This window comes from Chryseobacterium lathyri (assembly GCF_003290185.1).
GTDB lineage: Bacteria > Bacteroidota > Bacteroidia > Flavobacteriales > Weeksellaceae > Chryseobacterium > Chryseobacterium lathyri.
Genome location: NZ_QNFY01000019.1, coordinates 35,462 through 48,096 on the forward strand (window position 1 = coordinate 35,462; position 12,635 = coordinate 48,096).

General features: G+C 37.8%; 9 protein-coding genes. 5 read left to right on the forward strand and 4 right to left on the reverse strand.

Annotated elements, in window-relative coordinates; translation table 11 throughout:
- Nucleotides 1-195: 195 nt before the first annotated feature.
- Entirely contained in the window at nt 196-1,314 is a 1,119-nt protein-coding gene (locus DRF61_RS20665) for a DNA polymerase III subunit (RefSeq protein ID WP_111960637.1), read from the reverse strand.
- A 245-nt stretch (nt 1,315-1,559) separates the two neighbouring features.
- Here DRF61_RS20665 and bamG point away from each other — a divergent pair, with 245 nt between their 5' ends.
- The 3 genes from bamG to DRF61_RS20680 are packed head-to-tail and all read left to right on the forward strand — an operon-like array spanning nt 1,560 to nt 4,528.
- Entirely contained in the window at nt 1,560-2,885 is a 1,326-nt protein-coding gene (gene bamG / locus DRF61_RS20670) for a BamG family beta-barrel-assembly machinery protein (RefSeq protein WP_111960639.1), read from the forward strand.
- A gap of 1 nt (nt 2,886) precedes the next feature.
- Entirely contained in the window at nt 2,887-3,483 is a 597-nt protein-coding gene (gene lptC / locus DRF61_RS20675) for an LPS export ABC transporter periplasmic protein LptC (RefSeq protein WP_111960641.1), read from the forward strand.
- Nucleotide 3,484: 1 nt separating this feature from the next.
- Nucleotides 3,485-4,528 (forward strand): anhydro-N-acetylmuramic acid kinase, encoded by a 1,044-nt coding sequence (locus tag DRF61_RS20680; protein ID WP_111960643.1) that lies wholly within the window; start codon nt 3,485-3,487, stop codon nt 4,526-4,528.
- A 29-nt stretch (nt 4,529-4,557) separates the two neighbouring features.
- Here the strand turns inward: DRF61_RS20680 and DRF61_RS20685 are convergent, their stop codons facing one another.
- On the reverse strand, nt 4,558-4,947 hold the full coding sequence (locus DRF61_RS20685; protein WP_111960645.1) for an SRPBCC family protein: 390 nt from the start codon (nt 4,945-4,947) through the stop codon (nt 4,558-4,560).
- Nucleotides 4,948-4,987: 40 nt separating this feature from the next.
- Here DRF61_RS20685 and DRF61_RS20690 point away from each other — a divergent pair, with 40 nt between their 5' ends.
- Nucleotides 4,988-5,599, forward strand: a complete 612-nt coding sequence (locus DRF61_RS20690) for an NUDIX hydrolase (RefSeq protein WP_111960647.1) — start codon at nt 4,988-4,990, stop codon at nt 5,597-5,599.
- Here the strand turns inward: DRF61_RS20690 and DRF61_RS20695 are convergent.
- Together DRF61_RS20695 and gldJ are read right to left on the reverse strand one after the other, a co-directional pair.
- Complete coding sequence (locus tag DRF61_RS20695) at nt 5,592-6,863, reverse strand: UDP-N-acetylmuramoyl-tripeptide--D-alanyl-D-alanine ligase (protein WP_111960649.1); 1,272 nt, start codon at nt 6,861-6,863, stop codon at nt 5,592-5,594. The two genes, DRF61_RS20690 and DRF61_RS20695, sit on opposite strands and share 8 nt — an antisense overlap.
- Before the next feature lie 64 nt (nt 6,864-6,927).
- On the reverse strand, nt 6,928-8,529 hold the full coding sequence (gldJ, locus tag DRF61_RS20700; RefSeq protein WP_111960651.1) for a gliding motility lipoprotein GldJ: 1,602 nt from the start codon (nt 8,527-8,529) through the stop codon (nt 6,928-6,930).
- Nucleotides 8,530-8,693: 164 nt separating this feature from the next.
- Between gldJ and porU the strand changes: the two genes are divergently transcribed.
- Entirely contained in the window at nt 8,694-12,593 is a 3,900-nt protein-coding gene (porU, locus tag DRF61_RS20705) for a type IX secretion system sortase PorU (protein ID WP_111960653.1), read from the forward strand.
- The last annotated feature ends 42 nt before the right edge of the window (nt 12,594-12,635 follow it).

The following is a 12,635-nucleotide window of genomic DNA, read 5'->3' on the forward strand; positions in this document are numbered from 1 at the left end:
GAATAAATCAAACGATTGATTGATTTTTTAATCAATATTTAATATTTGCTAATATAAACAGCTGAATATTAATTTCTTTTAAACAAAAATATTTTAAAGAAACTTAGGCCGCTATAAAATTCCATACACTATAAAGTCCGGAAAGGATCGGGACTTTATCATGTTATTTAAAATTTCAGAATGAATCTGTCTTAATTATGAGTTTTTGTGAATGTAACGGGATAGTTTGATTCCAAGGTCTGTCCATACAATTTTAGGATTTCCATTTCGGGTGAGGTGCAGATCCGCAGTGCTGATCTCTTCCAGAATACTTTCAATATTGGCCCCGCTGATGAATTTTGAGAATCCTGCCCAGTTGAAGCCGTCTGCATCAATCTTTTTATACACCAGATTTTCGGACTGGTAGTTTTGAAGCAGGGCAAGTCTGAAGATCTCGGAGCAGTAGTTCAGAAAGTTTTTCTGCTTTTCACGATTCCAGCCTGCAATTTCTCTGGCCCAGAGGATAATACTTTTCAGAAACTGAGGCTTCTTTTTTACCATGAATGCATCTCTTACCCATTGTATAAAAAGCTTTTCAAATTCATCGCTTTTATGTCCGGAATTTAAAATCTTCAGGGCTTCATTGAGATCTCCCTGTGCTTCATGAACAATTTCCCTAATCTTTTCTTCTGAAATTTGAAAATTCTTCTTAAAATAGTTTTCAAGATCTTCATCACTGATTCTTGGAACTTCCACAATCTGTGTCCTGGAAAGAATGGTGGGAAGAATATCATTGGCCGTTTCAGCAGTAAGAAGAATGAGCGTTTTTGCCGGTGGTTCTTCCAAAAATTTCAGAAACTTATTCGCGGCAGCTATATTCATTTTATCAGCTCTCCAAACGATCAGGATTTTGGTTCCGCCTTCAAAACTCTTTAAAGCGAACTTCTGGTTCTGGTCATCAATTTCATCTGCAGAGATAAAAAGCTGTTTGTTTTCAGATTCCAGAAAAGCGGTCCAGTCGTCATAGCTTGCATAGGGAGAAGCCATAATCATTTCCCTGAAATCCTCAAATTTATTTTTACTTAAAGAATTTTTGTTATCGGTAAAAACGGGGAAACTAAAGTGCAGATCAAGATGATTCAAGTGTTCCACTTTCGAAGCAGCATGCTCATTTTCCTGGCTGAAGATCTCTTTGGCATACGCCAAAACCATAGGAAATGTCCCATATCCTTCTTTTCCTAAAAAAAGTTGGGCATGGCTTACCCTGTTTTCAGCAATGCTTTCACGAAGAAGTTTTTTCAGATTTTCCTGTCCGGCGATGTTCTCCCAATTCATGGCTCAAAGATAAAGAATTTTTGGAACGGATGATTTGTGAGATGTGAATTTTGCTTCGCAAGTGAATGGCGGATTTTAGTAATATAATTTATAAATAAGACATAAAAATCATGAACAAAGCGGATTCACAATTGACAATTCATCATAATTATGGCTATTCATCCCCCTTAACAAACTTTAACCACATATAATTTTTACAATTCATTAATATTTAAGATATTTGCGCATTGTTTTAAAAATAAAGAATGAAAAAAATCTTTGCCGTATCATTCATATCAGTTGGATACTTCCTAAATGCACAGAGTATCAGTAACTCTCCGTATGCAGCTTATGGAATTGGAGATGTAAAATATGATAATACGATTGAAACTGCCTCTATGGGTGGTATATCTACTGCTTATATCAGTGATTTCACGAGCAGCTTCAATTTCGCAAACCCTGCGAATAACTCTAATTTCGAGCTTACAAGCATCAGGCTGGAAGCTACCAACGAAAACAATTACTTCAAAACCGATTATAACGATACGAAGTCTACCAAGCACTCTACGTATCTTTCTAATATTGCATTGGCATTTCCATTGTCTCCAAAGGTAAAGATGGGATTTTCTTATCAGCCGTACAGTTCTAAGAGCTATGACATTGTAAATACTATTAAAACCTACGAAACTGTAGATGGAGTTCAAGTATTAAACGGATATTATACTAACCGTTTTAAAGGTAGTGGAACCTTGAATACTGCGCAGGCTGCGATTTCATACAAAATCGACCAAAACTTTGCGGTAGGTTTGAGAGCTAATCTTTATTTTGGAAATCTTTATGATCTGAACGAGCTTAGATCTTATGATAAAGACGGAGCTTCCAACGCTGAATACATCAACGGTTATGAAACCAAAAACAAGATCAAAAACTTTAACTTCACTCTTGGGGGTAGCTATCAAAGTCTGAATACCCGTACAGACAGAAAATTAACCATAGGGGCTACAGCTACATTTGGTAATACCAGCAATATGACTACTGATTACACCAACAGTACTTATGTATATGCTGATGCAGCACAAACGGTTAAAGCTTTGGAAACGATTATAGATCAGAAAAGCACAAGCTCTAAAAATCTTCTTCCATTACAGGCATCCTTAGGAGTTGGATATGGGAGTGAAAACCACTGGTTCTTTTCAGGACAGCTGGATTATAAAAAAGGAGAAGACATTTCTTATTTTGGAAAAACTTTTGACTTCCAGGATACCTACAGAATTTCTGCCGGGGGATGGTATCTGCCGAATTATAACAACTTCAGAAGCTATTTCTCAAGAGTAACCTACAGATACGGGGCGTTCTATGAAAGAGGAAATCTTAAAATAAACGGTACCAGCATCAATAAGTTCGGAGTATCTGCGGGAGTATTGCTTCCATTCAAAACCAGCAGTATTACAAGAATGAGCGGTCTTGAACTTGGCTTGGAAGTTGGAAAAAGAGGAACTCTTAATAACAACCTGATCAACCAGAATTTCATCAACTTAAAAGTCGGCTTCAACTTTGCTGACAGATGGTTCAGAAAGACTCTGTACAACTAAAATGAATTTTTCAATAAAAATATCATATAAAAATATAGCATGCCTTTTTAGTTGTGCTATATTTTTTATACTGACATCCTGTGAAGAAGATCTCACCAAAGCCAATGGAAACAAAAGCAAGAACTTCCCATCGCAGATCATCAATAACGCTAATATTATACAGAGGGATTCAGGTTTTATATCTTTAAAGGCCAAGGCTCCGATCATTGAAAAATACGAGCTGATCGACAGCCCATATGTTGTGGCTAAAAGAGGGATCAACATAGAGTTTTATGATAAAAAAAAGCCAAAGGTACCTGGTAAAATTACCGCTAAATATGCCCGTATTTTTGAATATAAAAGATTTTACGAAGCTAAAGGCGATGTAAGGATTACGACCAATGAAGGGCAGCGATTTGCGATGCAGAGTATTTATTGGGATCAGAAAAAGAAAAGGATCTATACAAAAGATACGGTATATGTCACTATGGAAGACGGCTCTACCCTGGTTGGTGCCAATGGGATGACAGCCAAAGATGATTTCTCCGAATATACTTTCTTCAACAATTCAGGGGATTTCAGTACAAAAAGACTTGAAGAAAAAAAAACACCGCAGTAATATGAAAGTTCAGGCTATTGGACTCATGTCCGGAACCAGTCTGGATGGTCTGGATATCTGTTTTGCCGCTTTTGAAAAAAAGAAGGATTGGAATTTTCAGATCATAAAGGCTGAAACCCTTCCCTATTCTCAAAACTGGGAAGAAAAACTCAGAAATTCGATTCATTTACCTTCGGAAGAATTACTGGAACTTCATTCGGAATATGGTTTTTATCTAGGACAGAGTGTCAGGGAGTTTATTGACCGTAATCATCTTGAAAATATTGATCTGATCGCCTCTCATGGCCACACTGTTTTTCACCAGCCTAAAAAGAAATTCACCCTCCAGATTGGAGATGGAAGAGCCATCAAAATAGAAACAGGGCTTCCTGTTATTTATGATTTCAGAAGCCAGGACGTGTTGATGGGAGGAAACGGAGCACCTTTAGTTCCCATCGGGGACGAACTTCTTTTCTCTGAATATGATGCCTGCCTGAATCTTGGCGGATTTTCCAATATTTCTCTAAAGCAGGAAGGCAAAAGAATAGCTTTTGATATTGCTCCTGTCAATATTGTCCTGAACAGGCTTGCTCAGAAATTCAATAAAAACTTTGACGAAAATGGTGATTTTGCAAGAAAAGGCAAGCTCCACGATGATCTTTTAGCCAAGCTTAATTCCTTAGATTTTTACAAGCTGTATCATCCTAAATCTTTAGGAGTTGAATGGTGCAATGAGACTATCTTCCCACTTTTGGAAGGCATTAAAACTGAAGATGCCATAGCTACTTTCACTGAGCATGTGGCCCAGCAGATCTCAAATGTTATTAACTTAAACCATTTACAAAACGTCCTATGCACCGGTGGAGGCAGCTATAATATCTGTCTTATCGAAAAGATCAGGGAAAAAACAGAATTTACGGTTATCATTCCGGAAAGGCAGATCATTGACCACAAAGAAGCGCTGATCTTTGCCTTTATGGGAGTTTTAAGGATGAACAATGAAATCAATGTCCTTTCTTCTGCAACCGGCAGTACCAGAGATCACAGCTCAGGTGTGTGGGCATAAAAAAACCTCCATTGCTGAAGGTCTTCATATTATTTGTAAGCTTCGATTTTATCTGTCAGTGTATTGATAAAGTTTTGAAGCGGTTTTTCTACCATCATTTTTATAAAAGGATTAAATTTCCCTTCAAAAAGCATCTGAACTTCAGTTTGACTTTCATTGATAGAGTTTAAAGCCGCTGTTAAGGTAAAATCCAGACTTGAGCTTGCAGACTTTAAAACGGCTTTCTGCTCATTCACTTCATCTATTTTCAGAGCAATTTCAGGCATTCCCTGAAGACCGAATTTGAATCCATTATCTCTGGTTTCAAATTTCTGAAGACCGTCCGGCATAAAATCTTTATAGTTTTCAGGCGATTTCAATATTTCAGACAAGTCTTTAGATGATTTATTGACAATAATCTTTCGTCCTTCTAAATTCATTTTTTATTTTTGTATTTAAATTCTTAATTCTTACAAATATATGTATAAAGTTTTTGTGAACGAAAAAAAATTATTAGTGTCTAAGCATCCCGAGCCTCTTGAAAAAGAACTTAGGTACGAAAGTTTCACAACTTTAGAGATTGCATTGGATCTTTTGGAAAATACTTCTGTGAAAGAACTTAATGTTTTCGGTGAGAATATTGAAGAAATCTGGAGCGAATTCCAGAAGCTTTTCAGAATCATAGAAGCGGCAGGTGGCCTGGTCAGCAACCCTGATGGAAAGCTACTTTTTATTAAGAGGTTAGGTAAATGGGATCTACCCAAGGGTAAAATGGAAAAAGGTGAATCCCGAGAAGAGTCGGCGGTAAGAGAGATTGAAGAAGAAACCGGACTAAAAGATGTGGAGCTGGTAAAATTCATCAATACAACTTACCACATCTATATTGAAAGAAACGGTGAAAAAATCCTTAAATGCACGCATTGGTTTGAAATGAACTTCAAGGGTGAAGACACCTCAAAACCTCAGATAGAAGAAGGAATTACAGAAGTTGCCTGGAAAAACACCACTCAGATCGAAAATGAAGTTTTCCCAAGCACTTTCCAAAATATTAAGCTGATCGTAAAAGAATTCTGGAATTCAAAGCTTAAATAAATTCGATAGACTTTTCAAGAGCAATTCCCCTTGAACCTTTTAACAGAATATTTTCAGCGTGGATTTTATTCTGTTTAAGGTATTCTATCAATTCTGCCGTATTTTCGAAAGACAGCGATGAAGAATTGACTGCTTTAAAATGCTTTCCTACCGTAATGATTTGGTCAAAAGCTAATTCCTGGGCAAGCTTTAAGATATTTCGATGTTCTTTTTCACTCTCCTCACCCAATTCAAGCATATCACCAATAATGATGGTCTTACTGCCTTCAAAAGTTACAAAATTATGCAGTGAGGCAGTCATAGAGCTTGGATTGGCATTGTAGGTATCCAGAACTAATGTTGTATTTTCTTTTTTTACAACCTGCGAACGCATATTGGTCGGAGTATAGTTTTCAACAGCATGTTTTATTCTTTCAAAGCTGATCTCAAAATAAAGACCAAGACTGGCTGCTGCACATAAATTGGTAAAATTATATTCTCCAGTCAGTTTAGAAACAGCTTTCATACCCTGATAGTCTAGCCCTACAAAGTGTTCTTCGGAAAACAACCCGAACTGATAATCAGAAGTACCTTTCCCAAAGGTAATTTTGGGTGTATAGTTTTCTGTTTTTTCTGCCTGTATCGGATCATTTTCATTGACAACAATAGTCTGATTATGATTTTTCAAATAATCATACAGCTCAGATTTCCCTTTGATCACGCCATCAAATCCACCGAAGCCTTCCAGATGGGCTTTTCCAAAGTTGGTAATATATCCAAAATCCGGCTGTGCAATGGTACATAAAAGCTCAATCTCTTTCTGGTGATTGGCTCCCATTTCTACCACTGCCATCTCATGCTCAGGCTTAATGGAAAGAATCGTTAACGGAACTCCAATGTGGTTATTTAAATTTCCGGAAGTATACTGTACATTGAACTTCTCAGAAAGCACTGCATGGATAATCTCCTTGGTCGTTGTTTTTCCATTACTTCCCGTAAGTCCGATAACAGGGATTTTAAGCTGATTTCTATGGTGAACTGCAAGCTGCTGCAGAAACTCCAGCGTAGAAGGAACATAGAAAATATTTCTATCCTTATTTTCAAATTCCTGTTTCTCCACAATCACTGCCAGAGCTCCGTCATCAGCAGCTTTTTCTGCCAGGGTTGCAGCATTGAAATTTTCACCGGAAAAGGCAAAGAAAATATCATTCTTGCTGACTTTTCTACTGTCAATCGTCACTTTATCTGACTGTAAAAATAAAGGATAAAACTGTTCTATATTCATAGTTCAAAAATAAAAAAACCTTCCGGAAATCCGGAAGGTTTTTTATAAGTATTTTTTGATAATATTATCTTCTAGTTCTGCCTTTATCGTTAGCTCTAGCATCCTGTGCAACACGGAAGCCAATCCATCCATAAGCCTTACCTTCGTTTTTATATCTTCTTTGTCCCGGATCCAACCAATATGCTGTATCCTGCCAAGAACCACCTTTTACCACTCTTACGTCATTAGACACTGCAGAGGTTCTGTCTCTGGTATCTTTCTGAAGTTTCACTCTTCCTCCTGCATCTACAACAAACCTTCTCTGAGGAGCATTGTACATATCAAATGAAGAAGCCGAATCTGAAGCTCTGTAATATTCTAAAGAAGACTGTCTGTCACCATCTCTGTAGTTTCTGTGATCAGCAACGGTTTCTCTTTCAAACTGTCCTGGAAGACCTCTGTATACTAATCTACCATCTGATAAGGTATCATACTTGATTGTACCTTCGTCGATCATTTTGTAAGTTCCGTCACCGTTTCTTACAATAGCCTGAGGCATATTTCCTCTATAGTAGTTGAAATCGTTGAAGTCTTCATCAATAATTGGTCTGTACACGTCAGCCGTCCATTCAGAAACGTTTCCATACATACCGTAGATTCCAAGATCATTAGAAGGATATTGTCTTACGTCTGCTGTTTGTGCAGCTCCGTCATTTTTCCATCCTGCAATACCGGAATAGTCACCTTTTCCCATTTTGAAGTTTTCAAGGAACATTCCTTTATCTCTTCCTTTGGTACCTCTTAATCTTTCGATTTCAGGCTTTTTACCAAGGTATTGATTGTATTCTCTGTTTTTAGCCATACCAAGAGCAGCATATTCCCATTCCACTTCTGTAGGAAGTCTGAATTTCTGAACCATTGAAGCATTTGGGGCTCTGTTTGCAGAAAGAAGTCTCTGGTTGGTTGTTTTCATACCAGATTTTTGCTGCATTCTTTTCTCGTTGATGTATCCCTGCATTTCCGGATCATTCGCTTTGAATTTATCCATATTGAATGCAGTTCCACCCTGGTTATTGGATTCGTTGATATACAAATCTTTAGCAATAACTCCGGCTTGCATTAAAGCTTTTTCATTCGCTCTGTCTGTAAGCCATTCACAGTATCTGTTCGCCTGAGTCCAGGAAACGCCTACTACCGGGTAGTAATCGAATTCCGGGGAACGAAGATACGTTTCATTATAATCGTTTCTAGCTAGTTTGTTGTCCCATAAGAGAGTATCTGGCAAAGCGCCGTTATAGATCTCCTTGAAGCTAGGGTCACTTGGTGGAAATACATACTTCAACCATGTAAGGTATTCGCGGTATTCGTAGTTAGTAATTTCTGTTTCTCCGATGAAGAATGAACTTACCTGCATTCTGCGCGGTGTGTTATTCCAATCATGCATAACATCATCTTTCACTAATCCCATTGTAAAAGTTCCACCTTCTACATATACCATTCCTGGCCACCCCTTCTGTTTTTGTTGCTTTCCTGCAAAAAACCAACCTTGTTTTTCGTTTGGTTTCCAACCCGTCTTGCTGACAAATTTTTTAGTACCGCCTCCTTTGCTGGTCCCGGATCCGCCACAGCTGGTTAATGCAAGTGTAGAACTTAATGCTATTAATGAAAACAACTTTAGTTTTTTCATAGTCGATATAAATATTTTCAAAGTACAAAGAAAAAATAAATTATTCAATAAATCAAGTAAACATTTGATTTTTTTGAAAAACGTTAACAAATTAATTTTATTGTATCACAATTTAATTCTAAAATTTTCATTTTATTTGTAATTCAGAAATTTCAATAATAAACATGAAACAAAAAATCACCTTTTTATTACTAATCTCTTTTGTGTCAACACTTTGGGCCCAGAGAAAAGCCATAGAATGGGAAGGCTCTAAAATCCAAGATTTTGGTGACACAAAATTAAATCTTCCAAATTTCAAAAATGAAGGTTTTTCGTTCAGCCAAAATAATGTTTTTATCATCACCAAACAAAAAATAGGAGAAAAGCAGCTGAAAGTTTCGGATCTGGCCTGGGAAAGTGTTTCCACTAAGGATTTATATGATCTTGACAAAGGCAGACTGCCGGATTATGACATTGCAGATGTTGCTTACTATACGCTGGAAGGAGAAAGATATGCGAGCATCAGTGTGTCCTTATTTAAGAATGTAAAGGGACGTATCCAGAGACTTTCTTCATTTAATATTTCTGAAACAGCAGCTCCCAACAATTTCACATCCGGAAATGCAAACAAGGTGGGAAGCACTGCAAATCCTCTTTCGAGTGGTGGCTTTTATAAGATTAAAGTAGACAAATCGGGAATATTTAAAATTACAACACAGTTTTTAAAAGATAACGGCATTAATCCGGCTTCTGTAAATCCGAAAAATTTCAGAATTTATGGAAACGGTGGTGTAATGCTTCCTGAATATAACCTGGACACCAAATACAGCGCACTTCAGGAAAATGCTATTCAGGTAGTGGGTGAAGAAGATGGTGTATGGAATGACGGGGATTATGCTTTGTTCTATGCTCAGGGGCCAAACGGATATAATCTTTATGACGCATCCAACGGAAATGGTTTTAAGAGAGTGGACAATAGAATGGACAGAAGCAATAATGTCAAAAATATATATGAAGATTTTTCTTACTATTTTATCAATTTTGACAAGGGTGCAGGCAAAAGAGTTCAACCAGTCGACGTTAATCTTCCGGCCGGTAATTTAATAACAAGGTATGACAATTACCAGGTGATTAACAATGACCAGAAGAATCTTTTAAAAGTAGGACGAATCTGGGTAGAAGAAGCACCATTTACCACGGATAAAGCAGTAACTTTTACAACCAATTCACCAATACAGGCTGGTGATGTCATAAGATACAGGACACAGGTGATAGGCTATAGATCTCAGCAGAATACCGTTGAATTTAAAATCAACAACCAAAATCCTATCCCTCAGACGGTTCCTGCCAATACCAATAATTATGTATTTGATTTTTATCAGCTAAGATATGACGGAACGATATCCAACCTGAGCGGAAATCAGATTACTCTTAATTACGCTCCCAATATTTCTGTAAACCCTAACGGGGTTTTCCATTTTGATTATGCGGAAGTACAGTATAAAGAAAATCTTGCCTTCAACGGATCTCAGATGAATTTCAGGGATTTCTCACTTACCAGCGGAACCAATATTAATTACGGCTTTGGTATTTCCAATGCAGCAAACCTTGAACAGGTATGGGATGTAACTGATATTACGAATGCCAACAGAAGAGTAAATAAAGCGGGTGCCGGCAGTTTTAATTTCGGCTATTTTACTTCTGACCCAAATTTCAATAATGAATTTGTGGCTTTCCGTGCTGATGCAGCCTATAACCCTCAGTTTGTAGAAAGAGTTGCCAACCAGAATCTTTCCGGGCTGCAGAATGTGGATTACCTGATCATCACGGTTCCTGAAATGATGGGTCAGGCACAGAGACTGGCCAGCTACCACCAGACTAAAAACAATTATACGGTAGAGATCGTAGATGCGGCTAAGATTTATAATGAATTCGGAAGCGGAAGCAGGGATCTTACTGCAATAAGAGATTTTGTAACAAAACTTAATAACAGCGCAAGACTTAAATATGTATTTATTTTGGGAGACGCTTCTTATGACTACAAAAACAGGATCTCTGGCAATTCCAATATCGTTTCCGGCTATCATGGTGAAAATTCAGCAGATTTTGTCGGTTCTTTTATAACCGATGACTATATCGTAATGACGCAGCCGCAGACTGCTTCTTCTATTGAAAATAACCTGCCTGATATCCCTGTAGGAAGAATTCCTGCAGCCAATGTGACTGAAGCAGGAAATATGATCAGTAAAACCCTTGCCTATTACAATGCTCTTCCCGGCCAGTCTTCTCCTTTCGGAGAATGGCGTATGAAGCTTGATTTTGTAGTAGATGATGATAAAGATGGAGGAAGTCCCTTCCATGAGGTAATGAATAATACGCTATCCAGTGTTTTTGAAGCTCCCGGCCAGCAGGATCTGAAAGAATATAATGTGAGAAAATTATATCTGGATGCTTTCCCGGCCCAAAGTACAGCGGCCGGACAAAGGTTTCCTCAGGTGACTCAGGCCATTTCAAATGATATCGGGAACAGTCTTTATTTGTTCTATTTCGGACATGGAGGAATCAACGGATGGGCACAGGAAAGAGTGCTGACGAGTACTGAAATTCAAAATTCCAATAACTTCTCCAATGTATACAGCAGATTTCCGTTTGTATCTACCATTACCTGTGAATTTACATTATGGGATGAACCGGCTACTTCTTCTGCAGGGGAGCAGTTCATTAAGCTTAAGCAAGGAGGTGCTGCTGCCATGATTACATCAAGCCGTGCCATTGGGGTAGATTACGGACGTAACTTCACAGATCTTTATACGAAGAATATTTTCAAACTGACCAGCGACGATTTTGAAACTTTAGGATATGCTCATTTAAATGCTAAAAAACAAAAAGGAGCCAATATCGACCATCTGAAAGTAAATTTACTTGGGGATCCTGCAATGAAACTGAGCAGACCTCAAAGACAACTTGTTATCGACAATATTGAATCTCCTGTTCCGGGATTGATCAGAGGTCTGGATTTTATTAAAGTAAAAGGCCATATCAACAATCCTAACGGAACGGTTAATACAACCTTCAACGGAAGGGTTTCTATCAATATTTTTGATAAAAGATTAAACAAAAAAACCTTGAATAATGACGGAGCATTAGCGCCTGTCATGGATTACACAGAAGAAGGAAGTGCTATTGTTAAAGCTTCAGGCACCGCAGTAAACGGAGTATTCACTGTAGAATTCTATGTACCAAAGGATATCAACTATGCTGTGGGACAAGGAAGAATATTGGGCTACGCAGACAATAAAGTAACGGACGTATTCAATAACCAGGCAGTACAGGTGGGAGATATAAACCCTAACGGAATCAATGATAACGAACCTCCAAAAGTAAAATTGTACATGAATAATACAAATTTTGCTGACGGCGGAATCACGAACCAGAATCCAATGCTTTTGGCCTGTGTTACGGATGACACGGGAATCAACTCTACAGGATCAGGTGTGGGCCATGATATTACCGTTTATCTTGACGGGCAGATCATCAACACGGTTGTTCTGAATGATTTCTTTGCATCAGGCGAAGGAAACGGATGTCTGAGCCCGAGTCTTGCTGATTACCAGAAAGGAAATGTAACCTACCCTTTCAGGAATTTAGCAATAGGACAACACCAGTTAACATTTAAAGTTTGGGACATAAACAATAATTCTACAACGTCTACGTTAAACTTTGAAGTTAAGGATGAAACCGATCAGCATTTGATCATTAACAGACCGCTGAACTGGCCGAATCCGTTTACCAATAAAACGTACATCCAGTTTGAACATAACTGCGATGATATTTTAGATGTAAATGTTCAGATCTATACAATAACAGGAAAATTAGTGAGAACATTATCTCAGCCTGTGGTTGCAGAACCGTTCCTACAGGGCTTTAGAACGCCTCGTCAGGCAATAGAATGGGACGGAAGAGACGATTTTGGGTCAACTGTTGCAAAAGGTACGTATATTTTTAAGATATTTGCAAAAAGTCAAAATCAAGAAAAATGCAAAGGAAGTGCTACAGCTGTAGAAAAAATGGTACTTTTGAAATAAATTAAATAATACATAGACAATAATTGTTATAAAAAACTGATA

Excerpts from the sequence above, each read along its gene's own strand:
- DRF61_RS20680 (WP_111960643.1), top strand. The coding sequence starts at position 3,485 with ATGAAAGTTCAGGCTATTGGACTCATGTCCGGAACCAGTCTGGATGGT.
- DRF61_RS20665 (WP_111960637.1), bottom strand. The coding sequence starts at position 1,314 with ATGAATTGGGAGAACATCGCCGGACAGGAAAATCTGAAAAAACTTCTT.
- DRF61_RS20685 (WP_111960645.1), bottom strand. The coding sequence starts at position 4,947 with ATGAATTTAGAAGGACGAAAGATTATTGTCAATAAATCATCTAAAGAC.
- bamG (WP_111960639.1), top strand. The coding sequence starts at position 1,560 with ATGAAAAAAATCTTTGCCGTATCATTCATATCAGTTGGATACTTCCTA.
- DRF61_RS20695 (WP_111960649.1), bottom strand. The coding sequence starts at position 6,863 with ATGAATATAGAACAGTTTTATCCTTTATTTTTACAGTCAGATAAAGTG.
- porU (WP_111960653.1), top strand. The coding sequence starts at position 8,694 with ATGAAACAAAAAATCACCTTTTTATTACTAATCTCTTTTGTGTCAACA.
- lptC (WP_111960641.1), top strand. The coding sequence starts at position 2,887 with ATGAATTTTTCAATAAAAATATCATATAAAAATATAGCATGCCTTTTT.
- gldJ (WP_111960651.1), bottom strand. The coding sequence starts at position 8,529 with ATGAAAAAACTAAAGTTGTTTTCATTAATAGCATTAAGTTCTACACTT.
- DRF61_RS20690 (WP_111960647.1), top strand. The coding sequence starts at position 4,988 with ATGTATAAAGTTTTTGTGAACGAAAAAAAATTATTAGTGTCTAAGCAT.